This window comes from Yoonia sp. (assembly GCF_014859355.1).
In the GTDB taxonomy this organism is placed as follows: Bacteria; Pseudomonadota; Alphaproteobacteria; order Rhodobacterales; family Rhodobacteraceae; genus Yoonia.
This window is the reverse complement of the sequence record NZ_JACUUJ010000023.1, coordinates 1-25,509: the sequence shown is the minus strand read 5'-3', so window position 1 is coordinate 25,509 and position 25,509 is coordinate 1. Positions and strand designations below refer to the sequence as shown.

The 25,509-nt window shown below is 55.8% G+C and carries 25 protein-coding genes; 18 read left to right on the top strand and 7 right to left on the bottom strand.

Translation table 11 applies throughout. The annotated features are described in order from the left end of the window. Positions 1-41: 41 nt before the first annotated feature. The 10 genes from tsaE to IBX59_RS09685 all read left to right on the top strand — a co-directional run bounded on the left by tsaE (position 42) and on the right by IBX59_RS09685 (position 13,135). Positions 42-506: a tRNA (adenosine(37)-N6)-threonylcarbamoyltransferase complex ATPase subunit type 1 TsaE gene (tsaE, locus tag IBX59_RS09730; protein ID WP_296374946.1), complete on the top strand. Its 465-nt coding sequence runs from the start codon at positions 42-44 to the stop codon at positions 504-506. Then, a complete protein-coding gene (locus tag IBX59_RS09725) occupies positions 499-1,470 on the top strand; it encodes a phosphotransferase (protein ID WP_296374944.1) in 972 nt (323 codons plus the stop codon). The genes tsaE and IBX59_RS09725 overlap by 8 nt, the downstream gene beginning before the upstream one ends. After that, a complete protein-coding gene (locus IBX59_RS09720) occupies positions 1,467-2,132 on the top strand; it encodes a nucleotidyltransferase family protein (RefSeq protein ID WP_296374943.1) in 666 nt (221 codons plus the stop codon). The genes IBX59_RS09725 and IBX59_RS09720 overlap by 4 nt, the downstream gene beginning before the upstream one ends. Next, complete coding sequence (addB, locus tag IBX59_RS09715) at positions 2,125-5,049, top strand: double-strand break repair protein AddB (protein WP_296374940.1); 2,925 nt, start codon at positions 2,125-2,127, stop codon at positions 5,047-5,049. The genes IBX59_RS09720 and addB overlap by 8 nt, the downstream gene beginning before the upstream one ends. Further along, positions 5,049-8,399 (top strand): double-strand break repair helicase AddA, encoded by a 3,351-nt coding sequence (gene addA / locus IBX59_RS09710; RefSeq protein WP_296374938.1) that lies wholly within the window; start codon positions 5,049-5,051, stop codon positions 8,397-8,399. The genes addB and addA overlap by 1 nt, the downstream gene beginning before the upstream one ends. Positions 8,400-8,413: 14 nt before the next feature. Beyond that, positions 8,414-8,779 (top strand): thioredoxin, encoded by a 366-nt coding sequence (gene trxA, locus IBX59_RS09705; protein ID WP_296374989.1) that lies wholly within the window; start codon positions 8,414-8,416, stop codon positions 8,777-8,779. A gap of 131 nt (positions 8,780-8,910) precedes the next feature. Further along, positions 8,911-9,465: an ATP-dependent protease subunit HslV gene (hslV, locus tag IBX59_RS09700; RefSeq protein WP_296374936.1), complete on the top strand. Its 555-nt coding sequence runs from the start codon at positions 8,911-8,913 to the stop codon at positions 9,463-9,465. Then, complete coding sequence (locus IBX59_RS09695; protein WP_296374934.1) at positions 9,462-10,529, top strand: hypothetical protein; 1,068 nt, start codon at positions 9,462-9,464, stop codon at positions 10,527-10,529. Before hslV ends, IBX59_RS09695 begins: the two co-directional genes overlap by 4 nt. Positions 10,530-10,537: 8 nt before the next feature. Further along, the gene (hslU, locus tag IBX59_RS09690) at positions 10,538-11,842 is read left to right on the top strand and encodes an ATP-dependent protease ATPase subunit HslU (protein WP_296374932.1); all 1,305 of its coding nucleotides are present in this window, start codon (positions 10,538-10,540) and stop codon (positions 11,840-11,842) included. 57 nt (positions 11,843-11,899) lie between these two features. Further along, positions 11,900-13,135: an MFS transporter gene (locus IBX59_RS09685; protein WP_296374930.1), complete on the top strand. Its 1,236-nt coding sequence runs from the start codon at positions 11,900-11,902 to the stop codon at positions 13,133-13,135. Here IBX59_RS09685 and IBX59_RS09680 read toward each other — a convergent pair. From IBX59_RS09680 to IBX59_RS09670, 3 genes are read right to left on the bottom strand one after another with little or no spacing between them, the layout of a single operon-like run. Further along, entirely contained in the window at positions 13,118-13,699 is a 582-nt protein-coding gene (locus tag IBX59_RS09680; protein WP_296374928.1) for a Smr/MutS family protein, read from the bottom strand. The genes IBX59_RS09685 and IBX59_RS09680 overlap by 18 nt on opposite strands. Further along, positions 13,699-14,649 carry a murein transglycosylase A gene (locus tag IBX59_RS09675; protein ID WP_296374926.1) on the bottom strand — a complete coding sequence of 317 codons (951 nt, stop codon included), beginning with the start codon at positions 14,647-14,649 and terminating at the stop codon, positions 13,699-13,701. The genes IBX59_RS09680 and IBX59_RS09675 overlap by 1 nt, the downstream gene beginning before the upstream one ends. A gap of 9 nt (positions 14,650-14,658) precedes the next feature. After that, positions 14,659-15,321, bottom strand: a complete 663-nt coding sequence (locus IBX59_RS09670) for a Tim44/TimA family putative adaptor protein (protein WP_296374923.1) — start codon at positions 15,319-15,321, stop codon at positions 14,659-14,661. Between the two features lie 112 nt (positions 15,322-15,433). Between IBX59_RS09670 and IBX59_RS09665 the strand changes: the two genes are divergently transcribed. Next, positions 15,434-15,907: an FxsA family protein gene (locus IBX59_RS09665; protein ID WP_296374922.1), complete on the top strand. Its 474-nt coding sequence runs from the start codon at positions 15,434-15,436 to the stop codon at positions 15,905-15,907. Between the two features lie 58 nt (positions 15,908-15,965). Further along, positions 15,966-16,460: a protein-export chaperone SecB gene (gene secB, locus IBX59_RS09660; RefSeq protein ID WP_296374918.1), complete on the top strand. Its 495-nt coding sequence runs from the start codon at positions 15,966-15,968 to the stop codon at positions 16,458-16,460. A 1-nt stretch (position 16,461) separates the two neighbouring features. Here secB and dnaQ read toward each other — a convergent pair whose 3' ends face one another. The 4 genes from dnaQ to IBX59_RS09640 are packed head-to-tail and all read right to left on the bottom strand — an operon-like array spanning position 16,462 to position 19,196. Then, positions 16,462-17,193, bottom strand: a complete 732-nt coding sequence (gene dnaQ, locus IBX59_RS09655; RefSeq protein ID WP_296374916.1) for a DNA polymerase III subunit epsilon — start codon at positions 17,191-17,193, stop codon at positions 16,462-16,464. A 4-nt stretch (positions 17,194-17,197) separates the two neighbouring features. Then, positions 17,198-17,776: a dephospho-CoA kinase gene (coaE, locus tag IBX59_RS09650; protein WP_296374915.1), complete on the bottom strand. Its 579-nt coding sequence runs from the start codon at positions 17,774-17,776 to the stop codon at positions 17,198-17,200. Beyond that, positions 17,773-18,600, bottom strand: a complete 828-nt coding sequence (locus IBX59_RS09645) for a shikimate dehydrogenase (protein ID WP_296374912.1) — start codon at positions 18,598-18,600, stop codon at positions 17,773-17,775. Before IBX59_RS09645 ends, coaE begins: the two co-directional genes overlap by 4 nt. Continuing rightward, the gene (locus IBX59_RS09640) at positions 18,597-19,196 is read right to left on the bottom strand and encodes a Maf family nucleotide pyrophosphatase (RefSeq protein WP_296374910.1); all 600 of its coding nucleotides are present in this window, start codon (positions 19,194-19,196) and stop codon (positions 18,597-18,599) included. The genes IBX59_RS09645 and IBX59_RS09640 overlap by 4 nt, the downstream gene beginning before the upstream one ends. A 407-nt stretch (positions 19,197-19,603) precedes the next feature. Here IBX59_RS09640 and hemJ point away from each other — a divergent pair, with 407 nt between their 5' ends. From hemJ to IBX59_RS09610, 6 genes are all read left to right on the top strand, one after another. Further along, entirely contained in the window at positions 19,604-20,050 is a 447-nt protein-coding gene (gene hemJ, locus IBX59_RS09635) for a protoporphyrinogen oxidase HemJ (RefSeq protein WP_296374908.1), read from the top strand. A gap of 117 nt (positions 20,051-20,167) precedes the next feature. Beyond that, positions 20,168-21,439 (top strand): transcription termination factor Rho, encoded by a 1,272-nt coding sequence (gene rho, locus IBX59_RS09630; RefSeq protein ID WP_296374907.1) that lies wholly within the window; start codon positions 20,168-20,170, stop codon positions 21,437-21,439. A 30-nt stretch (positions 21,440-21,469) separates the two neighbouring features. Further along, on the top strand, positions 21,470-22,750 hold the full coding sequence (gene mnmE / locus IBX59_RS09625; protein WP_296374988.1) for a tRNA uridine-5-carboxymethylaminomethyl(34) synthesis GTPase MnmE: 1,281 nt from the start codon (positions 21,470-21,472) through the stop codon (positions 22,748-22,750). Between the two features lie 3 nt (positions 22,751-22,753). After that, positions 22,754-24,634 (top strand): tRNA uridine-5-carboxymethylaminomethyl(34) synthesis enzyme MnmG, encoded by a 1,881-nt coding sequence (gene mnmG, locus IBX59_RS09620; protein WP_296374905.1) that lies wholly within the window; start codon positions 22,754-22,756, stop codon positions 24,632-24,634. A gap of 2 nt (positions 24,635-24,636) precedes the next feature. Next, the gene (gene rsmG / locus IBX59_RS09615) at positions 24,637-25,266 is read left to right on the top strand and encodes a 16S rRNA (guanine(527)-N(7))-methyltransferase RsmG (protein WP_296374903.1); all 630 of its coding nucleotides are present in this window, start codon (positions 24,637-24,639) and stop codon (positions 25,264-25,266) included. Beyond that, positions 25,244-25,509, top strand: a 266-nt coding sequence (locus IBX59_RS09610; RefSeq protein WP_296374900.1) for a ParA family protein, incomplete at its 3' end; no start/stop codon positions are given. The genes rsmG and IBX59_RS09610, both read left to right, overlap by 23 nt.

Here is a 25,509-nt window from a genome sequence, read left to right as displayed (position 1 = left end):
TTCACCTTGCAGGCAATCGCCAAGGCCATAGTCTTGGCACCATGTCCGCTGACTCTACCTATCTGGCCCTGCCGCAGGAATCTGACACCGCCGCACTGGCAGGGCGGATTGCGCCTATCTTGCGCCCGGGTGATGTTATTTTGCTGGAAGGGCCAATCGGTGCCGGAAAATCGGCGTTCAGCCGGGCGCTGATCCGCGCCCGTCTTGGCCGGCAAGAAGAAGTGCCATCGCCGACATTTACGCTGATCCAAACCTACGAGGATCCCGCCGGCGACATCTGGCATTGCGACCTTTACCGGCTGACCCATGCTGATGAAATTTTTGAACTGGGGCTCGACGACGCATTTGACACCGCCATCTGCCTGATCGAATGGCCCGACCGGCTGGGCGATGACGCCCCTGAAAATGCGCTGCGCCTGCGTTTCGCAGCACATGACAACGGGCATAGCGTCATAATTGACGCGCCTGATGCATGGGGCAAGCGCCTTGGCGATCTGCATGTATGATCGTGCTGCTCGGATCTCCCGGTATTTGGAACAGTCCGACTGGGCAGGCTGGCAGCGGGTGCCCTTGGCCAGCGATGCCTCTGCCCGACGGTATGAGCGCCTGCTAAGGGGTGACGCCAGCGTCATTCTGATGGATGCGCCACCCGAAAATGCCGAAGACACCCGCCCCTTTGCCCGATTGGCCCACTGGCTTGAGTCCGTTGGCCTTTGCCCGCCAAAGGTGCTGGCGCATGCGCCAGAGCTTGGCGTCATGGTGCTGTCGGATCTTGGAACAGAGGATTTTTCCCACTGGCTTTTGCGCCACCCGCATGACACCCCACAGCTTTACCGTGCCGCCATTGATGTCTTGGCGCACCTGCACGATCAAACAATTGACCTTACATTGCCTCAGCTTACCCCGCAGGTCGCTGGCGATATGGTTAGTATCACAGGTGAATTTTACGCCAAGACCGATGTCATCGACCTGACGCAGGAAGTGATCAGGCATTTCCAAACACTGGCGCCACACCCTGACACATTAGCGTTGCGCGACGTTCACGCCGAAAACCTGATCTGGCGGCCGGATCAGACCGGGCTGGCGCGCGTCGGCCTGCTGGATTTTCAGGATGCGTTCTTCGCGCCCGCTGGCTATGATCTGGCGTCGCTGTTGCGGGATGTGCGGCGGGATATAGACGCGGGACTGGTAGAAAATATGACCGAATATTTCATGCACGTCACGGGCATGGGGCCTGCATTTCGCCCGCAACTGGCCTGCTTGGGTGCCCAGCGCAACCTGCGTATTCTTGGGGTGTTCGCCCGTCTGGCGCAAACCCGCAGCAAACCACATTACATTGATTTGATCCCCCGCGTCTGGGAAAACCTGATGCGCGATCTGGCACATCCGGCATTGGCACGGTTGCGCAGCGCAACGCTGGATTGCCTTCCCGCGCCAGATGCTGCCCTGCTGGAAAGGCTGCGCCGATGACAATGCCTATCCTTTTGTTTGCTGCCGGGCGTGGCACCCGTATGGCCCCGCTGACAGACGACCGGCCCAAGCCGCTGATCAAGGTCGCAGGACGTGCCTTGATCGACCACGCTCTGGACCTGACGGAAGGGCAGGGGCTTCGGGTTGTCAATGCACATTACAAGGCTGATATGTTGCGCAGGCATCTGGCAGGGCGTGATATTGCCATTTCAGACGAAACCGATCTGTTGCGTGAAACCGGTGGCGGGTTGCGGCACGCGCTGCCGCTTTTGCCGGGCAATCCCGTGATCACGATGAATACCGATGCCGTCTGGCGCGGCCCGAACCCTGTTGCACAACTGCGCAGCGCATGGCGCGATGAAATAGAGGCGCTGTTGCTTCTGGTGCCACCGGCACAGGTCGTCGGCCACACGGGCAAAGGCGATTTTGCAATGGACGCCAAGGGGCGCCTGACCCGCGCACCTGCGCATGTTTTTTCAGGTGTGCAGATGATCCGCACAGACACATTAGCCACCATCGAAAAAGAGGTGTTTTCCATGAACTTGGTTTGGGATCAGATGGCGGCGCGCGGCGGGCTTTTCGGTGTGATTTACCCGGGCCAGTGGTGCGATGTCGGCCAACCTGACAGCATTCCGCTGGCCGAGGCAATGTTGCATGTTTGACCCCAGCGACAGCCCACGCATTTTTGGCGCAGCCCCCGGTGTCGATTTTGCCGAAGGTCTGGTGCGCGGGTTGTTGGCACGCAGCACGGGCATGGTCCCCACCGATCTGGCGCGGGTCACGATCTATGTGAACACAACAAGAATGCAGCGGCGGATCCGCGCTGTTTTTGACGCGGGTCCGCCGCGCCTGTTACCCCGGATCCGTCTGATCACCGATCTTGCGATCGACCCGCTGGCAGACCTGCCGCCTGCCGTATCGCCGCTGCGACGGCGGTTGCAGCTTGCACAATTGGTGTCCGAACTGCTGGAAAAAGAACCCGACCTGGCCCCGCGCACAGCGCTTTACGATCTGTCCGACAGTCTGGCAAAATTGATGGATGAAATGCAGGGCGAAGGCGTCAGCCCCGACGACATCAAGGCGCTGGACGTTACAGACCAGTCAGGCCACTGGCAACGGGCGCAGAAATTTCTGAACATTGTCGCGCCTTATTTCAGCGACGTCCCCGACGAACCCGACAAGGAAGCACGTCAGCGCATGGTGATTAACGCGCTGGCCAACCGTTGGGCCAAGACACCTCCGCAAGACCCTGTCATTATCGCGGGGTCCACCGGATCGCGCGGGGCAACGGCGCTGTTCATGCAGGCAGTGGCACGGCTGCCGCAGGGGGCGATCGTGTTGCCTGGGTTTGATTTTGATCTGCCTGAAACGGTTTGGCACAGCATGGATAACGCCATGACCGCCGAGGATCACCCGCAATTCCGGTTTCGTCACCTGATGGACCTGATCGGGTTTCACCCCGGCGATGTGGCGCCTTGGACTGATCTTGCGCCCGTTCGTCCGGCGCGTAACGGGCTTGTTTCACTGTCTTTGCGCCCTGCCCCTGTCACAAACCAATGGTTGACCGAAGGGCCGGCACTGGGCTGCATGATCACAGCGACGCAAGGGCTGACCTTGGTCGAGGCCGCATCGCCAAGGACAGAGGCGGAAACCATCGCCCTGCGCCTGCGCCAAGCGGCCGAAGATGGCACCACCGCCGCACTGATTTCCCGCGACCGGATGCTGACGCGGCAGGTAACGGCGGCGCTCGACCGTTGGGGCATCACGCCAGATGACAGCGCGGGCCTGCCGCTGGCCCTGTCACCGCCGGGGCGGTTTCTGCGCCATGTGGCCGATCTGTTTGGCAAACCGCTCACGGGCGCGGGCCTGCTGACGCTGCTGAAACATCCACTGTGCCATTCCGATGGGCCAAAGCGCGGGCCGCATTTGTTGCACACACGGGAATTGGAACTGCATCTGCGGCGCTCGGGTCCGCCATTTCCGACAGTGGAAACCCTGGCAAAATGGGCCGGGGAAAACACAGACCGCACGGCTTGGATCGCATGGCTGGCAGGGTTGATCACCGGCCTTGATGATCCGTCTGATCTGCCTCTGACCGATCACGTAAAACGACATCTGGCCATGGCCGAAGCCCTTGCCGCTGGACCAAACGCCACAGGTGCAGGGGAACTTTGGCAAGAGACCGCAGGCCGCGAAGCGCGGGGCATCTGCGATATGCTGGATCACAATGCAGACGCGGGCGGTACCATGTCACCCCGCGATTATGCCGCCCTGTTCGGGGCCATCATCGCCGAAGGTGTCGTGCGCGATCCCGACAAGGGCCACCCCGGCATCCTGATCTGGGGCACACTAGAGGCGCGGGTGCAGGGCGTTGACCTGACCATTCTGGGCGGCATGAACGACGGCACCTGGCCCGAAGCCCCGCCCCCTGATCCATGGTTGAACCGCACCATGCGCAAGACCGCCGGCTTGCTGTTACCGGAACGCCAGATCGGCCTGTCGGCGCATGACTACCAGCAGGCCATCGCTGGGCGCGAGGTTTGGATCACCCGTGCAAAACGGTCATCTGACGCAGAAACCGTGCCATCGCGCTGGGTGAACCGGCTGACAAACCTGCTTAGCGGTTTGCCTGCGCAAAATGGGCCAGAGGCGCTGTTGGCAATGCGAAACCGGGGCGATCATTGGGCCGCGATGGCAGCAAAGTTATCGGCACCAACCGGTAGCATCGCGGCGGCACGACGCCCAGCACCCTGCCCACCGCTGGCCGCGCGACCGAAAAAAATATCCGTGACGCAGATCAAGACCCTGATCCGCGATCCCTTTGCCATCTATGCCCGCAATGTCTTGCGGCTGAACCAGCTTGACCCGTTGCAGCCTAGTGCCGATGCGCCACTGCGGGGCATTATCGTGCACAAAATTCTGGAACGTTTCATCGCGGAAGGGCACACGCCTGATGACCGCGCCGCCCTGATAAAGATCGCCCAGCAAGAATTTACCGCCCAATGCCCATGGCCCACGATCCGGGCGCAATGGCTGGCACGGATAGAAAGATCGGCTGATATGTTTCTGGCGCAAGAGCGCGAGCGCCAAGCATTGGCCGACACCCGCAAGGTCGAACAATGGGGGGAAATCACCGTGCCACAGGTTGGCGTCACGCTGACCTGCAAGGCCGACAGGATCGACGTAACACCCAGTGGCGCGGCGCTGATCTATGATTACAAGACAGGGATCGTTCCCACAGGAAAACAACAGGAAAAATTTGACAAACAATTGCTATTAGAGTCCGCCATGGTCACGCGTGGCGCATTCAAGGGCATGGGTGCATTGCCGGTGCAGGGTGCATATTTTCTGGGCGTGAACACGGATATGAAAATTGTTCCCGCCCCGTTGGAAAACCACCCCGCAGATCAGGTTTGGGCCGACTTCACAACGCTATTAACCAACTGGCAGCGGATTGACCGGGGCTATACCGCCCGGATGGCGCTGTTTTCCAAAGACGATCGCAGCGATTACGACCACCTGTCGCGCTATGGCGAATGGGACATCAGCGATGACCCGCATCCAGAGGTGCTGACATAATGCGCGATGAAGCCACCCAACGACAGGTCGATGCCGCCGATCCAGGCAATTCGACGTGGCTGTCGGCAAATGCCGGGTCAGGCAAGACTCGCGTCTTGACCGACCGGGTGGCGCGGTTGTTATTGGATGGGGTGGACCCGCAGAACATCCTGTGTCTGACCTATACCAAGGCCGCCGCCGCCGAAATGCAGAACCGTCTGTTCAAGCGGCTGGGTGCCTGGGCGATGATGGCCGATAACGCGCTGCATGATGACCTGCGCCGCCTTGGCGTTGACCGCGTGATTGATGCGGAACAGCTAAGGGCTGCGCGCACGTTGTTTGCCCGTGCGATTGAAACGCCGGGCGGGCTGAAGATTCAGACGATCCATTCGTTCTGTGCCGGTATCCTGCGCCGTTTTCCGCTAGAAGCGGGCGTCAGCCCGCAATTTCGCGAAATGGAAGACCGCGATGCGCAGCTTTTGCGCGAAGAAGTGATGGATACACTGGTCACGGGCGTAGATTCACAGGCCGTGCATGACCTGCTGGCGCTGTTTACCGGCGCTGATCTGGCGAGACTGACGGCCGAGGTGGCGGCAAAGCGGGATAGTTTCGCATGCGAAACCTCAAGGGATGTGATTTGCGAATTTCTTGGTGTTGATCCAACACTGACACCGCAAAGCCTGATAGCGCAGGTTTTTGACGCCGACAGTATCCCCGCAATCGCCGACCTGCGCACGGCTTGCGCGACAGGCAGCACAAATGACCAAAAGGCGGCAACCGCTTTGGCCGGGTTCTGCCCCGGCGACCACCCGACATTGCGCGACCTGCAAACGTTGGAAACTGTGTTTTTGTTTGGTGAAGGCACAAAAAACCCCTTTGGTGCAAAGGTAGGATCGTTCCCCACAAAGGCGACGCGCACGGCCCACAGCGACCTGATGGAAACGATTGAACCGCTGATGATCCGCGTGGAATCCGCACGCAAAGACCGGCTTGCTTTACAGGCACTTGAACGCACACTGGTCATCTATCGGTTTGGCCAGGCCTTTGTTCCGGCATATGAGGCGCGCAAGCTGGCGATGGGTGCGCTGGATTTTGATGATCTGATCCGCAAGGCGCGCGCGCTGCTGACCGATCCGGGCGTCGCCCAATGGGTGCTGTTCCGGTTGGATGGCGGCATTGATCACCTGCTGGTGGACGAAGCGCAGGACACCAGCCCGACCCAATGGGCGGTGATCGAACGCCTGACACAGGAATTTGCCGCAGGCATCGGCGCGCGGTCTGACAGGGAACGCACGGTTTTTGTCGTAGGTGACAAGAAACAGTCGATCTATTCGTTCCAAGGTGCCGACCCGGCGGCATTTAACCAGATGAAAAACCTGTTTCATGCATCCCATCGCGCCGTGCAGAAACCCTTTGTTGTCACATCGCTGGATCATTCTTTCCGGTCATCGCAGGCAATCCTGTCCGTGGTTGATGCAACCTTTACCGGCGACCGCGCGGCGGGGATGGACGATGAACTGAACCATATTGCATTCAAGGACGCGATGCCGGGCCGCGTCGATCTTTGGCCACCGATTGAAAAGGCGGGCAATGACGACAGCGGCAACTGGTGGGATCCCGTCGATCAGCCCGGCACACAGGACCATAATGTGCTGATGGCGGCGCGGATTGCAGGGCAGATAAAACGTATGATCGCGCAGGAAACGATCCCTGTTGAAATCGGCGAAACCGGTGTCTTTCAGCGCCGTCCGATCAGCGAGGGCGATTTCCTGATCCTTGTCCAGCGCCGGTCAGACCTTTTCGCCGAGATCATCCGCGCCTGCAAAGCTGCAGGTCTGAAAATCGCGGGCGCCGATCGTTTGCGCGTGGGGGCCGAGCTGGCGGTCAAGGACTTGGCCGCGTTGTTGAGTTTTCTAGCCTTGCCAGAGGATGATCTGTCACTGGCTGCGACGCTCCGCTCGCCTCTGTTTGGCTGGTCGGAACAAGACCTGTTCACATTGGCGCATCACCGCCCGGAAAAGGGCCATCTGTGGCCCGCGCTGCGCAGCGGGGATTACCCTGAAACATTGGAAATCCTGCATGATCTACGTCGAGAGGCCGATTTCCTGCGCCCCTATGACCTGATCGAACGCATCCTGACCCGGCACGACGGGCGGCGCAACCTGCTGGGACGTCTGGGGCCGGAAGCCGAAGACGGGATTGACGCGCTCCTGAGCCAGGCCCTCGCTTATGAAAACACCGGTGTCCCCAGCCTGACGGGCTTTCTGATCTGGATGGAAACCGACGATCTGCAAGTCAAGCGCCAGATGGACAGCCAAAGCGACCAAATTCGTGTGATGACTGTCCATGGTGCCAAGGGCTTGGAATCGCCCATCGTCATTCTGCCCGACACCGTGCAACCCAAGACCGACATCAAGGCAGAGCTGCTGCCCGCTGGCGAACATGGCGAACATGTCGTCTGGAAAACCCCCAAAGCAGAAAGCGCGCCCGCCGTGACCAATCTGCGTGACCTGGTTGTCGCCAAACAGGCCCGTGAACGGTTGCGCCTGCTTTACGTTGCCATGACGCGGGCTGAAAAATGGCTGATCGTTGGCGCGGCAGGGAATATCAAGGAAGATGATGACAGTTGGCATAATATCGTGGCCAGCGGGATGGACGGCTGCGGTGTTTATGATGCGAAGGCAGGTGATTTGCCTGTGCGGCGCGTATCGCATCTGGATTGGGACGTCGGCACGCTTGTGACGACGCAATCAACTGCGATACCTGACATCACTCTGCCCGTCTTTGGCACATTGCCTGTTCCAGACCGCGTTGCGACGCGCGCGCCGTCTGAATTGCCTGGGGAAAAAACCTTGCCAAGCGACGTGACCGGGAATGATGCTGACGCGATGGCCCGTGGCACGCTGATTCACCGGCTATTGGAACATCTGCCGGTAATCGCGCCGGCCAAGCGGATGGAATTTGGTCTGCGTTTGATTGAACAGGATGACCCCGCGCTGGTCGCACAGGTGATTTCCCTGCTGGATAACCCTGCGCTGGCGCATCTGTGGGCGGATAATGCACTGACCGAAGTGGATATCACAGCCGATATTCCCGGTATTGGCCGTATTCACGGCGCGATTGATCGTCTGTTAATCGCGACAGACTGCATTTTAGCGGTCGATTACAAATCAAACGCCGTCATCCCTGATGATCCGGCGCAAACGCCCGCCGGTTTGCTGCGCCAGATGGCGGTTTACCATCATGCACTGGGGCAAATCTACCCCGACATGCCGGTGCAAGTTGCGATCCTTTGGACGGCGTCAGGGCGGCTGACACTGCTGCCCGATGATCTGCTTTCGGGTGCGCTGGCCAATTTGCCCATCCCTTGACCATCGCTTACCGCGTGCCTACGTTCAGCACAGATAATATATCGCCAAGGAGTAAGCCGATGGCCACCGTAGCTGTAACTGACGCAACCTTTGACGCCGAAGTGCGCCAGTCCAACATCCCCGTCGTTGTGGATTTTTGGGCCGAATGGTGTGGCCCCTGCCGCATGATCGGCCCCGCTTTGGAAGAAATCTCGAACGAGATGGCGGGCAAGGTGAAGATCGTCAAAGTAAACGTTGACGAAAACCCAAATGCGCCTGCCCAGATGGGTGTGCGCGGTATTCCGGCGATGTTCCTTTTCAAGGACGGGCAGGTCGTATCAAACAAAACCGGTGCCGCACCAAAAGCCGCATTGGAAAGCTGGATCAAGGAATCGATCTGATCCGCCAAGGATATGCGACATCGGGCGTCCCTTTTGGGGCGCCCTTTTCATGTCTGGTCATCGGACGCGGCGCCGGGGTTGTTTGGCCGCAGCCGCCCAGCCATATATGACCCAACAAACAGGAGCGGACGATGGCAAGCGAACAATTCCCAGGCTGGCACGGCACAACAATCATTGGGGTGCGCAAGGGTGGCAAGGTGGTTATCGCCGGTGACGGTCAGGTCAGCCTTGGCCAGACCGTGATCAAGGGCACCGCCCGCAAGGTGCGTCGCCTGTCGCCCGGCGGGCAGGATGTGATCGCCGGATTTGCGGGATCGACAGCTGATGCTTTCACCCTGCTGGAACGGCTTGAGAAAAAGCTGGAGGCAACGCCGGGGCAATTGGCCCGCGCATCGGTGGAACTGGCCAAGGACTGGCGCACCGATAAGTATTTGCAAAAGCTGGAGGCGTTTCTGATCGTCAGCGACGGCAAGGAATTGTTGATCATTACCGGCGCAGGCGATGTGCTGGAACCCGAACACGACGTTGCCGCCATTGGATCAGGTGGCAACTATGCCTTGGCCGCCGGGCGCGCCCTGATAACCACCGACCTGTCAGCCGAGGATATCGCCCGCCGCGCCATGGCAATCGCCGCCGATATCTGCGTTTACACCAACGGCAATCTGACGGTGGAAAGCATCGGATGATCGAACGTGACGATCTTCGCGCTGCGATTGGCAGCGGATTGCTAAGCGAAAAACAGGCCGCCGCATTGGTCAGCCTTGCCGACAGCCGCCGTGGTGCGCGCGAAAACCTGACTGCAGGCGACGAACCGTTCGAACTGTTCAAAGGGTTCAACGAAATTTTCATCGTGATCGGCCTGATGATTCTGGGGTTCGGCTGGTTTGGTGTTGCGTCATTGGTGCTGGGCGACAGAATTGTCGATGTGACCCGCTATGCAATGATGATCGCAGCGATCGGCGGCGTCTTGCTGTGGCTTTTGTCCGAATATTTTATCCGCAAACGGCGCATGGTAGCCCCTGCGATTGCGCTGTCGGTCATGTTTGCCGGCAATGCCGCATTTGGGTTCATGTCGGGAATGATGCAGCCCTTTATGGTTGCGCAAAACGACTATTCCAGCGTGCCATTGCCGCTGTTTCTGGCCACGCTGACGCTGGCGGCCTATTGGTGGCGGTTTCGCGTGCCTTTCGCCATGGCGATGATCGCAGTTGGCCTGTTTGCCGTGGCCATCGTTTTCACGGCCAGTCGCGGCGGCAGGGTGGAAAGCTTTAGTGACCTTTTTCTGCTGTCCGCTGGCGGGCCGTTCGCCTTTATCACGCTGGCGCTGGGGTTGGTGGTTTTTGGAATCGCGATGGTCTTTGACATGAGCGACCCACACCGCGTGACCCGTCGCAGCGCAAACGGGTTCTGGCTTCATGTCGTTGCGGCCCCCGCACTTGTGAATACCGTCGCCCTGACGCTTTTGGACAGCGATACCGCTTTGGCTGATGTAATCCTGCTGGGTTTTCTGGCATTCTTTGCCCTGATCGCCATTGTCATTGACCGGCGTTCGTTTCTGATTGCGGCCATCGGTTATATTGTGGCCCTTGCCGCCACGATGATGGATGGTGACGGCGCCGCGCTGACCGTGCTTATCCTTGGTATTGTCTTGCTATCGCTGGGTGCGTTCTGGGAACGGATCCGCGCCCGTATCTTGTGCCTGATGCCTGGGATCGTACCCCTGCACAGGCTTCCCCCTTCTTTGATGTAAGGACTGACATGACAGACCTGACCCCCCGTGAAATTGTATCCGAACTGGACCGGTTCATCATCGGCCAAAAAGAGGCCAAGCGCGCCGTTGCGGTCGCCCTGCGCAACCGCTGGCGACGCAAGCAATTGGGCGACGACCTGCGCGACGAGGTTTACCCGAAAAACATCCTGATGATCGGCCCGACCGGCGTCGGCAAAACCGAAATTTCCCGCCGTCTGGCAAAACTTGCCCGCGCGCCGTTCATCAAGGTCGAGGCGACAAAATTCACCGAGGTCGGCTATGTTGGCCGTGATGTAGAACAGATCATTCGCGATCTGGTTGATACTGCCATTCTGGATACCCGCGAACACATGCGCGACGACGTCAAAGCCAAAGCGCAACACGCCGCCGAAGAACGCGTGATTACCGCCATCGCCGGCAGCGACGCCCGCGACGCCACCCGCGAGATGTTTCGCAAGAAACTGAAATCGGGTGAACTGGATGACACGGTGATCGAACTTGAACTGGCCGATACGTCAAACCCGCTGGGTGGTTTTGAAATTCCCGGCCAGCCCGGTGGCATGGGCGGCATGATGAACCTGGGCGAACTGTTCGGCAAAATGGGAGGCCGGACGGTCAAAAAGCGCCTGAGCGTGGCCGAAAGCTATGATGCCTTGATCGCGGATGAGGCAGACAAGCTGCTGGATGATGAAACCGTGACCAAGGCCGCAATGGAAGCGGTCGAACAAAGCGGCATCGTGTTTCTGGACGAAATCGACAAGGTATGCGCCCGCGCCGACGCGCGCGGTGCGGATGTGTCGCGCGAAGGCGTGCAACGTGATCTGCTTCCCCTGATCGAAGGCACGACCGTTTCCACCAAGCACGGCCCGATCAAGACCGATCATATCCTGTTTATTGCATCCGGTGCGTTCCACGTTGCCAAACCGTCGGACCTGCTGCCCGAATTGCAGGGGCGTCTGCCGATCCGTGTGGAATTACGTGCGCTGACGATGGAAGATTTCGTGCGCATCCTGACGGAAACCGACAACGCGCTGACGCGGCAATATTCTGCCTTGATGAAAACCGAAGATGTCATCGTGACCTTCACCCCCGATGGCATCGCGGCACTGGCAAAAATCGCAGCCGAGGTGAACGAGGCGGTGGAAAACATCGGTGCGCGCAGGCTTTACACCGTGATGGAACGGGTGTTCGAGGATCTATCGTTCAACGCGCCTGACCGGGGTGGCGACGAAATAGCTGTTGATGCTGATTTTGTTGAAAAGCATCTGGGCGAACTGTCCCGATCTACCGACCTTAGCCGCTACGTGCTTTGATCCTTTCGGGTTGATTTAGTTCTTTTACATCCCGTCGTTCGCAATCAATAAGGGCGCATGATCGGTTTTGCCACATATGTGCGGTTCGTCCGCGACAATGCGCCATTTCTGTTGGTCGGCGCACTACTGACCATGCTGTCCAGCTTTGGCCAGACGTTTTTCATTGCTGTGTTTGGCGGCGAAATACGGGCTGAATTCGGGCTGTCAAATGGTGAATGGGGGCTGATTTATATGTTCAGCACTGCCGCCTCTGCTGTTGCGATGGTTTTCATGGGTGGGCTTGTGGACAAGTTTCGCGTTCGCACACTTGGTATTCTGGTGGTCGGGCTTTTGGCATCATCATGCTTTGCCATGGCAATCAACCCTTATGCCGCCATGTTGCCCTTCGTGATTTTCGCATTGCGGTTTTTCGGGCAGGGCATGGTCAGTCACGTGGCACTTGTTGCCATGGCGCGCTGGTTCATCGCCACCCGCGGACGTGCGCTGGCCATCGCATCGCTAGGGATCATGCTGGCAGAAGCGGCGATGCCGATAACTCTTGTTTGGTTAAAGGGGTTTTTCGCCTGGCAGACACTGTGGTTCGGGACCGGCATCATCGCTTTATTGCTGATGCCCGTCCTTTATCGGTTGTTGCGATTGGAACGCACACCACAATCCAGCCTGGCAGAGGATCACGTTGTCGGGATGGACTGTAAACACTGGACACGCAAAGACGTTTTGCGCCATCCGTTGTTTTGGTCCCTGATGCCAGCACTTTTGTTTTTTCCAGCGTTTGGCACATCGTTCTGGTTTCACCAGGTCCATTTCGCGGAAATCAAAGGCTGGGATCATTTGAGTATTGTTGCCATGTTGCCCTTGGGCACGGTGGCGCTGGTTACATCATCTTTTGCCTATGGTGCCGCGATCGACAAATTTGGAGCCGGGCGCTTGTTTCCGATCTATTTGTTACCGTTGTGCATTGCCTTTACGCTGCACTGGTATGCGCCCACCCCGGCTTGGTCTGCCATCGCCGTCGTTCTGATGGGGATAGCAGGTGGCGGGCAGGCGACACTGCCCATCGCAATCTGGGCCGAATTTTTTGGCACACGCAACATCGGATCCATCAAGTCAATGGTTGCAGCCGTGATGGTCTTGGGCACAGCAATCGGGCCAGGGCTGTCAGGGGTATTGATTGACCTTGGTTTTGGCTTTGAACAACAGATGCTGGTATTTGCCGCATCCTTTTTGCTGGCTGCGTTGATCAGCATCGCCCCTCTCAAGCGTGCGATCCGGCAACTACCTACCGCGACGTAGGTAAACGTAATAGGCACCATGCCCGCCGTGTTTCAGATGCGCCGGGGTAATCTGCAAAATCGCCTGCGCCAAGGGTGGCAGGGCCAGCCATTGCGGCACCTGATGGCGCAACACGCCATAGCGGGTCGGGATCGGGCCGCCATCGTCGCGGTCCTTGCCTTTGCCGGTAATGACCAGCACCAAACGCCGCCCCAGCGCCTGTGACCCCAGAATAAAAGCCACCAGTTCAGGATGCGCCTGTGCCATAGTCATGCCATGCAGGTCGATCCGGGCCTCTGGCTTCAGTTTACCACGTGTCATTTTGCCAAATGCCTTGTGGTCCATGTTGATGGTTGCACGTGCCAACCGGTCAGGCAATTGTGGCGAAAGATCATGTGGACGTGTCATATCGGCAGATTGGCCAACGCGAAAATCGGGCATCGGATCAGACCGGGGGACGGGTTTCTTCAGCTTGGGGCGGTCCACCACAGCCTGCTGGCGCTGCGGTTCCAGTGGCGTTGCGCGATCAGCAACACGGTCCCACAGTGCGCGTTCCTCGGATGACAGATGGCGGGGGCGACGCATCACACCAGTCCTTTGGGAAACAGAACAACCATGCGGCCCCCATCCTTGATGGACCCGGCCTTTTGGCCTGCGGCATCACCAGTGCCAAAAAAGATATCCGCGCGCTGCGCACCATTGATGGCAGACCCGGTATCCTGCGCGATCATCAAGCGGTTAATCGGGTCAGCGCCATATTTTTCAATCCACACCGGCGCGCCCAGCGGCGTAAAGGCAGGGTCAACCGCGATGGACCGGTCGGGCGTGATTGACCTGTTCATCGCACCCAGCGGGCCGTCATCCGGTGAAATTTCGTTCAGGACGCGAAAAAAGACATAGCTTTGATTTTCCCACAGCAGAGCACGGCCTGCATCCGGGTGGGCCCACACCCAATCACGAATGACCGCAGCCGAGATACCGTCTGCTGCAACCACTCCACGATCCGCGAGCACCTTACCAACTGACGTATAGGCGCGCCCGTTCTTGCCCGCAAAACCAAGGCGGATTACATCCCCGTCGGATAGGCGGATACGGCCGGACCCTTGCACATGCAGAAAAAACGCGTCAACCGGATCGGCCAGCCACGCCAGTTCCAGCCCTTTACCTGCGAGAGCCTGGTCCTGTTCGATCTGGCGCCGCGTATAATAGGGTTTGCGCGATGACAGATCATCAGGCAACGCGTATATGGGACACTGATAATCGCCGCCTTGCTGGCGCGCACCCAATAGCTCTGGCTCAAAATATCCCGTGAACAGCGTTGGCGCGCCATCTTCGATCAGCACAGGGCGGAATTCGGTTTCAAAGAATTGCCGGGGGTCGGGTCCTGCTTGGGCCAGGTGACACAGATGTTTCCAATCAGGGTCAACAATATCCGCGCATGTCGTGCTAAAAACAGAAAAAGCGGCGGATAGATCATCCGCCGCCCATCCGTTCAAGTCATCGAAATCAAGGCGTTTATACGTGAGATAAGCCATCACACCGCATCATGCATCCGTGGCAACAAGCCGCCAGTTCGGATCGTCGGAATCGACCTTGCGCGCAAAGGTCCAAGTGTCTTTTTGGCGCTTGATCTCTTTCGGGCTACCTTCGACGACCGCGCCATCCTTGTCGCGCACAACCGATGTCATTTCACTTTTGAAGCTTACTGTCACCTCGGCCTCTTTGGTCATTTCGTCAAATGTTGCGTTTTTCAGGCTCATGTCGCTGATCCCGATAAAGGTCGCGTCGACGGTCAGCCCCTTTTGCTGACGATCATCGACGACAGTTGAAAACGCTTCATATACATCTTCGGAAATGAAGGGCACGACATTGTCCAATTCGCCATTTTCAAAGGCCATCAGGATCATTTCATAGGCACCCCGCGCACCGCCCAAAAATTCACTGACGTTGAATGACGGGTCCGCGCGCTTGATCGCGGCTAGCGCTTTTGCGGGGTCTGAGCCCTCGGGAACGTGGTCTGTGATGTCCAGATCAGGACCACCTTCTATGACGTCGAATTCCGGCTTTCTGCCAAGACTTCCTGGACCTGTCCGCGTGACGGCAGGCTTTTCAAAGCCTTCGCGTGTGCCAAGCACACCACGCAAGCGCAGAATTAGAAAAACAGCAATGCCCGCAAGCACCAAAAGCTGAATAATCGGAGAGTTCATTCGGACCTCTTTCACGTCAAGCCATGGAAACCCATCCATGCGAACCTTATGTAGGTCACCGTCGGGGCCAAGTCCACCTTACCCCCCGCACAAGTTACGAAAGGTTCCGCAAATGTGGCTTCTAATTGCTTTTATCATCGTCCCGATGATCGAAATCGCGCTTTTCATACAGGTTGGCGGTTTGATCGGGGTTTGGTGGACACTTTTGATCGTGCTCGCGACAGCAATCGCGGGGTCGTATCTGGTGCGCACACAGGGTTCGCGCGAGTTTGCCAAACTGCAACGATCGTTTTCGGACATGCAGGATCCAACAGAACCCCTGGCCAATGGCGCAATGATCCTGTTTGCCGGCGCGTTACTGCTGACGCCGGGTTTTTTTACAGATATCGCCGGGCTGTCGCTTTTGGTGCCGGGTATCCGGCGCAAGGCGTTTTTGTGGCTTCGGTCACGGATGAACATCAACACCGCATCACCCGGATCACACCATCCGCAACACCCCCGTGACCGGGTCATTGATGCAGAGTTCGAAGACGTGACACCAGATAAAAAGCCAACCCATCGTCCATCAGGCTGGACGCAGCATTGAGGCTCACCCCATAGGCTGCTAGGAACATAGCAAGTTTATTCAACCGGAGCAGTTTCCAATGTCAGAGACACCAGAAAACGGCGCGAAACCCGCCGAACAGACCCAAGTCAAAAGCCGCGTGCTGGCGCAATACATTCGCGACATGTCGTTTGAAAATATTCTGGCCCAAAAGGGTGTGTCGGGCGATGCACAGCCGGAAATTCAGGTGCAGGTCAACCTTGATGCACGCAAGCGGAACGCCGAAAAACAGTATGAGGTGATCACAAAGCTGAACATCACCAGCAAAACAAAGGAAAAGGGCGAACCGCTTTTTGTGTTGGAAATTGAATATGCTGGCGTTTTCCATGTGGAAGGTGTGCCAGATGAACAGATGCACCCCTATCTGCTGATCGAATGCCCGCGCATTACCTTTCCGTTCTTGCGCCGGATCGTCAGCGATGTCACCCGCGACGGTGGTTTCCCCGCGCTGAACTTGGAAATGATTGATTTTATTGCACTTTACAGAACAGAACTGGCACGCCGCGCAGAAGCTGAAAAAGCAAAGCCCAATTAAGTCAGCTGTCTTTTTTCCATAATGCGCCGTCGCCCAAGCTGTCGATAAAACTGGCATGGGCGGCGGCTTCTTCTTTGGTGATCCGTGCGTGTAGTGGCGATGGGCGGGGTTGCGGCCGCCAGCCACCTGATACGTCATCCGATCCCTGTGACCGCGGATCGGCCGCCAGTGCAAAGTCAGGTTGGCGCCCACCGATCAGTTCCAGATAGACCTCTGCCAGAATTTCACTATCAAGCAGGGCGCCATGCAAGGTGCGCGCGGTATTATCTATGCCAAACCGCCGACACAGCGCATCCAGCGAGGCGGGGGAACCGGGAAATTTGCGCCGCGCGATCGCCAGCGTATCCAGCGCCTGATCCATCGGCAAAAGCGGACGGTTCAACCACCCCAATTCGGCATTCAGAAACTTCATGTCAAATGCGGCGTTGTGAATGACAAGGCGGGCATCACCAATAAAATCAACAAAGCTTTGCGCGATGTCACGGAAGATGGGTTTGTCGCGCAGTGTTTCCTGCCCTGGCTTTGGGTCTTGGGGTGGATCCAACAGATCCGGCCCAATGCCATGCACGCCAAAGGCTTCTGCCGGCATTGACCGCTGCGGATTGATATATTGATGATAGGTTCGCCCCGTGGGCACATGCCGGACAAGCTCGATCGCGCCAATTTCCACGATCCGGTCACCCTCGTGCGGTTCAAATCCGGTGGTTTCGGTATCAAGAACAATTTCACGCATGTTTTTATCCGGTCAGTTCCGCAACCAGATGTCGCACAGCGGCACGGGTGTCGTCCAGTGTCAGCGTTTCGATCACGTGGTCTGCGCGGGCGCGTTTTTCTGCGTCTGGCATTTGCCGCGCCAACATTGAATCGAACTGGTCGTTGGTCATTCCCGGACGGTCCAGAACCCGCGATTTCTGGATTTCTGGCGGCACCGTGACCACCAAAACCGAATCCAGCGAGGCATCAGCACCGGTTTCAAAAAGCAAAGGAATATCCAGCACGATCAACGGATCATGATGATCTGCGATAAATACCCCTCGATCCGCGGAAACGAGCGGATGCACGATCTGTTCAATCGTTTTCAGGGAAGATGGGTCTTTGGCGATGATCAATTTCAGTTTTTCACGGCTGACGGCATCATTCACAATCGCGGAGGGAAAGACCTGCCGGATTGGCCCAACAGCGGCGCCACCGGCATCATAAAGCCGGTGAACCGCAGCATCAGCATCCCAGACGGGGATACCTTCTTCCGCAAAAAACCGGGCGGTCGTGGATTTGCCCATACCGATAGACCCGGTCAGCCCCAAAACATGGGTCATGACAAAACCGCGCGCCGGGTTTCTTCATCGACTTCGGGGCGCTTGCCGAACCAGCGTTCAAAACCCGGCACACCCTGATGCAACAACATCCCAAGCCCATCGACCGTGATACAGCCTGCCGCCTCTGCTGCTTGCAAAAAGGGTGTACGCAACGGGTTATAGACGATGTCGGTGACAACTGCGTCGGGGCGCAATGCCTCAAGCGAAACCTTGAATTCCGGTCCACCTTTCATACCTAGCGATGTCGTGTTGATGACGGTGCGGGCATCGGCCAACATCAGGTTGGCCTGCACCCAGTCCACAACCTGAATCCGGGTGCCAAATTCTGTCTTTAATGCCTCGGCCTTGGGGCGGGTGCGATTTGCCAGCAAGATTTCCGGCACGCCAGCGTCTGCAAGCGCCACAATAATCGCGCGAGCCGCACCACCGGCACCAAATATTGCTGCTGGTCCGGCTTTTGGATCCCAATCTGGCGCACCTTGGCGCAGATTGGCTATAAAACCATAACCATCTGTATTATCAGCAAAAATCTTGCCATCGTTCTTAAAGATCAGGGTGTTTGCAGCGCCGATCAGTGTTGCCCTATCTGTGATGTGATCTGCCAACTGCATTACGCTGACCTTGTGCGGTATCGTCACATTTGCGCCGATGAATCCGTCCTGCGGCATCTGGCGCAGCGTTTTTTCAAGTGCATCTTCGGCAACTTGCAGAGCGACATATTCGCCCTGCAGCTGATACCGCCTGAGCCAGTAATTGTGCAGTTTCGGCGAAAGGGAATGGCTGATCGGGTTACCAATGACAGCGGCGCGTGGAATTTGGGTCATGATGGCAATGTTCCGCGAAGTGTGAGGTAAGACAAGAGTTCCAACAGCGGCAGGCCAAGAACATTGAAATAATCCCCGTCAATGCGTGAAAAAAGCCGCACCCCTTCTTCTTCAAGTTTGTAAGCCCCAACAGAATTGCGAATGCTGTGCCAGTTACGCGCGATGTAATCCTGAAGATAGCTATCAGATGCATCACGCATTTTCAGACGCACAACACCGACATGTCGCCAAAGCGGCTTTCCTTCACCATAGATAACTGCTGCGGACAGCAATTGGTGTGTGTCACCGCGCAAAAACTGAAGCTGTGCCAAAGCGTCTGAAGGAGAGGCGGGTTTTGTAAGAATCGTCTGATGATGCGCAAGAATTTGATCGCAGCCGATCACCAGCGCATCGGGGTTTCTGGTGGCGATGCGCTGTGCTTTCATTTCGGCCAATGTATCTGCAATGTCACGCGGGGAAGCCTGTTCTGACTGCAAGGATTGACGGGTCGCATCCTCGTCTATGCGGGCAACCTGCACATCATGGGCAACGCCTGCGTTATGCAGCATTCTGGTGCGAATGTCTGAGCCGGAAGCAAGGATAATCTGTTCTGCCATGTGGACAACCTTTGGGAAAAACCTTGTGTCAGTCGAAGCAATTTATGTGGGTAGCATCTAGCGTGATAAAACCTGCTGTAAAAGTCCGGGGTTCTTCTTTGCCGTCATCAGACTTATCCACGGTGGGAAAGCATAAATCCAACCTGTGGAAAAGTAACGCAGTAGGGTAGGTCAACAACCGTTTCTTTGGCTGTTTTACATTCAGAATGGCCTGTTATCTAACTGAAATAAAATAATATTTATTTATTTTTATATTGGTAATAAGTTACTGAGACCACATGATAGCCTTGGGATAACTTTGCGGATAAAAAATAACCAACAAAAAAGTGGCACACTACTTACAACATCATCTTTTCTTTATTCTTATATTTATTAGGAAGAGGTGAACACAGAAGGCATGAAAAACAATGGATTTGCTGCGCACGTATTATGATTGGATCAAGGCACTACATATCATGGCGGTAATGGCATGGATGGCAGGGTTGTTCTATTTGCCAAGGCTTTATGTTTATCATGCTGAACGGGCTGTTGTCGGATCCGAACTGGACCAGACCTTTCAGATCATGGAAGAAAAACTTTTGCGGGTGATTATGAACCCCGCCATGATTGTTGCATGGCTTGCTGGATTGGTGATGTTGACGCTGGGTGCCTTTGACTGGGGATCTGTCTGGGCTTGGGTGAAAATCCTGGCGGTGGTTGCGATGACCGGGGCGCACGGCTGGATGGCGGCACGGCGCAAGGAATTTGCGGCTGGTGTAAACATACGGAAGGGGCGGGCTTATCGGCTTTTCAATGAGGTGCCGACAGTTCTGATGGTACTGATTGTGGTGGCTGTTGTAGTGCGGCCTTTCTAGCATAAATATTGACTCGGGGAACGAGGTTGCGTAAGTGCAAAGTTGCATCCCGTCCGGGATGGCGTTTTCCAAAACTCTTATCAAGAAGTCGGCGATGTCGCTGACCGCGGAATTTTCATGAATCAACACCGTCTGAACCTTGCTGACCTGAAGGCGCAAAGCCCCAAGGACTTGCTTTCGCTGGCTGAGGAGCTGGAGATTGAAAACGCCTCGACTATGCGGAAGGGCGATATGATGTTCGCCATTCTCAAGGAGCGGGCAGATGAAGAATGGGTCATTGGTGGTGATGGTGTTCTAGAGGTTTTGCAGGACGGGTTTGGATTTTTACGGTCGCCCGAGGCAAATTATTTGCCCGGCCCTGATGATATCTATGTTTCGCCTGACATGATCCGTCAATATTCGTTGCGCACGGGTGATACCGTGGAAGGCGTGATGAAAGAGCCAAATGACAATGAGCGCTATTTTGCGTTGATTTCAGTTGAGCGGATCAATTTTGAAGATCCAGAAAAGGCGAAACACAAGGTTGCTTTTGATAACCTGACACCCCTTTATCCAGATGAGCGACTGATCATGGAAGTAGAGGATCCGACGGTCAAAGATCGGTCTGCGCGGATCATTGATTTGGTGGCACCGATCGGAAAAGGGCAGCGTTCTTTGATTGTGGCGCCACCGCGCACTGGTAAAACGGTCCTGTTGCAGAATATCGCCAGTTCTATCGCGCGGAACCACCCTGAATGTTATCTGATCGTTTTGCTGATTGATGAACGGCCCGAAGAGGTGACGGATATGCAGCGGTCGGTAAAAGGCGAAGTGGTATCTTCAACCTTTGATGAACCGGCATCCAGACACGTCGCTGTTTCGGAGATGGTGATCGAGAAAGCAAAGCGGCTTGTCGAGCATAAGCGCGATGTTGTAATTTTGCTTGACTCGATTACACGACTGGGACGCGCGTTCAACACGACTGTGCCTTCATCTGGTAAAGTGTTGACTGGTGGTGTGGACGCTAATGCATTGCAGCGTCCCAAGCGGTTTTTTGGTGCGGCGCGGAACATTGAAGAAGGCGGTTCACTGACCATTATTGCCACCGCTTTGATTGATACCGGCAGCCGGATGGACGAAGTTATTTTTGAGGAATTCAAAGGCACAGGGAACAGTGAGATTGTTTTGGATCGTAAAGTCGCAGACAAGCGTGTGTTCCCGGCGATGGATATTCTGAAATCCGGCACCCGGAAGGAAGAACTGTTGATCGAGAAATCTGACCTTGCAAAGACCTATGTCCTGCGGCGGATCCTGAATCCGATGGGCACCACAGATGCGATTGAATTCCTGATTGGGAAATTGAAGCAAACCAAGAACAATGCGGATTTCTTCGATTCGATGAATACGTAACTTATTATTTTCTAATAATTGGTTAGCATGATGGACACAATTTTTGCTCTGGCAACGGCGCAAGGCCGTGCTGGTGTTGCGGTTGTGCGTATTTCAGGCTCGCATGCGGTGTGGGCTGCTGGGTTATTGATGTCTGATGTACCGGTATCGCGTGGTTTGCGAAGCTTGCGTGACGATTGCGGACAGTTGGTGGACCAAGCCTTTGTCTTGCGGTTTGCAGAGGATCACAGCTTTACCGGTGAGGAGGTGGTTGAACTGCATTTGCATGGCAGCCCTGCTGTTGTGAAGGCTGTATTGCGAATCCTTGGAGATATGCCAAATTTGCGCCATGCTGAGGCTGGCGAATTTACGCGCCGCGCATTGGAGAGCGGCGTGTTAGATCTTTCGCAGGTCGAAGGGCTCGCGGACTTGATCGATGCTGAAACCGAAGGACAGCGGCGACAGGCAGTGCGGGTTTTTTCTGGCGCGCTGGGCACAATGGCAGAGGGCTGGCGAACGGATCTGGTTCGTGCTGCTGCCCTGTTGGAAGCTACAATTGATTTTGCCGATGAAGATGTTCCTGTTGATGTTACGCCAGAAGTGCTGGCTTTGGTTGGCCGGGTAAAGTCGGAAATGAGGCGGGAATCTGAGGGCGTCCGGATTGCCGAGCGGATACGGGAGGGTTTTGAAGTCGCGATTATTGGCGCGCCAAATGTAGGAAAATCGACGCTTTTGAACAGGTTGGCGGGACGTGATGTCGCCATTACATCTGAAATCGCAGGAACGACGCGTGATGTTATCGAGGTGCGCATGGATTTGGACGGCCTGCCAGTTACATTTCTTGACACCGCTGGATTGCGCGAAACGACTGACGAAGTTGAAAGTATCGGTGTGGCGCGCGCGCGGGAGCGGGCAGTAAAAGCTGACTTACGTGTCCATATGATGTTGAAAGATGATCTTCAACCACAAGAATTTGTGTTTGGTGATCTGCTTGTGTCGGCGAAAGCCGATGTTGCTTCTGGCCCGGGGCTTGCCGTTTCAGGAAAGACGGGGCTGGGGGTTGATGACCTGATTAGCCAGATTTCAAGCGCTTTGCAGGACCGTGTAGCATCAGTTGGGGTGGCGATGCGAGAACGGCACCGGACGGCGATGGTGCAGTCCATTGCTTTTATTGGGGCTGTGGAAATGGCGTTGGTTGATGATCTGGGGATGATAGATTTGATAGCAGAGGATTTGCGTGCGGCAATTCGGGCAGTGGATAGTCTTGTGGGGCGTGTTGATGTAGAACATGTGCTTGATGAAATTTTTGCGAGCTTTTGCATCGGTAAATGAGGAGTGTTTCACGTGAAACATCGCGATTTTGACGTTATTGTCATTGGTGGTGGGCATGCTGGCGCAGAAGCAGCACATGCCGCCGCGCGGATGGGTTCGCGGACGGCCCTGATAACCTTGACCAGATCGTCAATTGGCGTGATGTCTTGCAATCCTGCGATTGGGGGCTTGGGCAAAGGGCATCTGGTGCGAGAGATTGACGCACTTGATGGTGTTATGGGGCGGGTTGCGGATAGGGCGGGAATACAGTTCCGCCTTTTGAATCGCAAGAAAGGCCCTGCTGTGCAGGGGCCCCGCGCCCAAGCTGACCGCGGATTATACAAGGCGGCAATGCATGCAGAAATGCGAAAACAAGCTAACCTGACGGTTGTCGAGGGCGAGGCGACTGATTTGTTGGTTGAGGGTCATCGGGTTGTCGGCGTTGTTTTGAGTGATGGCGCCGAATTGAGATCTGGAGCAGTTATTTTAACAACGGGTACATTTTTGCGCGGTATAATTCATATTGGCGATGTGTCACGTCCTGGGGGCCGTATGGGTGATAAGCCTTCTGTCAAAATGGCAGAGCGCTTGGATTCCTTTGGTTTGCCCTTGGGGCGACTTAAAACAGGAACGCCGCCGCGGCTGGATGGGCGGACAATTGACTGGCTTTCCTTGGAGGTTCAGCCTGGAGATGATAACCCTACATTGTTTTCTTTTCTTTCAAATCGGACGAGCGCGCCCCAAGTAGTCTGTGGTATTACGCATACGAATGACCGAACGCATGACATCATTCGTAAAAACCTTAATCGGTCTGCTATGTATGGGGGACACATAGAAGGTGTTGGGCCGCGCTATTGTCCGTCGATCGAAGATAAGATTGTCCGGTTTTCTGAAAAGTCGTCGCATCAGATTTTCCTTGAACCGGAAGGTGTAGATGATCATACGGTTTACCCAAACGGAATATCAACTTCGCTGCCGGTTGATGTGCAGGAAGACTATGTAAAGTCTATCGTTGGCTTGGAAAAAGCAAAGATCCTGCAACCTGGCTATGCGATTGAATATGACTACGTTGACCCGCGCGCGCTTTTGCCAACGCTGGAGCTGCGCAATATGCCGGGTTTATATCTTGCTGGGCAAATTAACGGGACAACAGGCTATGAAGAGGCCGCGGCGCAAGGCGTGGTTGCTGGTCTGAACGCTGCATCGGCCGTTAGCGCCAAGGGCGAGATTATTTTTAGCAGACGCGAATCATATATCGGTGTGATGATCGATGACTTGATCACACGCGGCGTATCAGAGCCCTATCGCATGTTTACCTCGCGTGCAGAATTCCGTCTGTCGCTTCGGGCCGATAATGCTGATCAGCGATTGACGGAACGGGGCTATGATATTGGCTGCGTCGGCGAAACACGCTGGCAGCATTTCTCGTCAAAAATGACAAAGATCCATGATCTCAGGAATACCCTTAAGAATATAAGTCTGTCAGCCCGTGATATTGCTGGGCTAGGGGTCAAACTGAACGCGGATGGGCCGCGCCGCACTGCTCTTGATGCCTTGGCTTTAACTGATGTTGATTTTTCTCATTTAGATCAATTAGGTATTGATGTTTCAACTGCCCCAGTTCATGTGCGAGAGCAAGTTAAGAAAGATGCGCTTTACGCACATTATATTGCCCGACAGGAACGTGATATCGCCGCGATGGAAAGGGATGAAAGCCAACGCATCCCCGAGACGCTTGATTTTGCAATGATAAAGGGCATGTCCAACGAAATCGTTGTGAAACTTCAGGCTGTGCGGCCGTTAACGCTTGCCCACGCTAGCCGTATTGAAGGGATGACTCCAGCGGCGCTGATGCTGATCGTTGCGGCCATCAGGCGACAGAACCATGAGAAATTTGGAACCTGACAATGTCTGGCAAAATTGGTGGACAAAATGTTTCACGTGAAACAATTGCTGATTTACAGGCTTTCGCAGCCTTGGTGGAAAAGTGGACGCCCAGGATAAACCTTATTTCCAGGGCGAGCGTTCCAGAACTGTGGAACCGACATATCATTGATTCAATGCAGCTTTATTTACTCGCACCAGCGGATTATCAGACTTGGGTTGATCTTGGTAGTGGTGGCGGCTTTCCAGGAATTGTTATGGCAATTATTGGCAAAGCGGAGCAGCCAAATGCGCATTTTACATTAATTGAAAGTGACCAGAGAAAATCCTCATTCTTGCGGACTGCATCCAGAGAACTATCTTTGCCCGTCACTGTCATCGCCGATCGTATCGAGGAAGTTGTTCCTCAAAACGCAGATATTGTGTCAGCCCGCGCTTTAACGTCTGTATCTGGACTGCTTCCATTGATACATCGCCATTTACAACCTGATGGTGTTGCGCTTTTACACAAAGGTCAGCGATATGAGGCTGAACTTGCTGAGGCCCGACAATCTTGGCAATTTGACCTTGAAGCCAGTCCAAGTTTGACTGATTCTGCTGCCAGACTCCTCACCCTGAAAAGGATACACCGTGACCCAAGCATATCCTCTTGATGGCCCAAAGATCATTGCGATCGCCAATCAAAAGGGGGGTGTTGGCAAGACGACGACGGCAATCAATCTTGGTGCGGCATTGGCCGAGCAAAAAAAGAAGGTCTTGCTGATCGATCTGGACCCGCAAGGAAACGCGTCCACTGGCTTGGGGATTGGGCAGGACCGCCGTGCGCTGACGGCCTATGATCTGCTGACAGGCGATGCCGAATTGGCTGAAACAGTGCAGGCGACTGAATTTCCTGG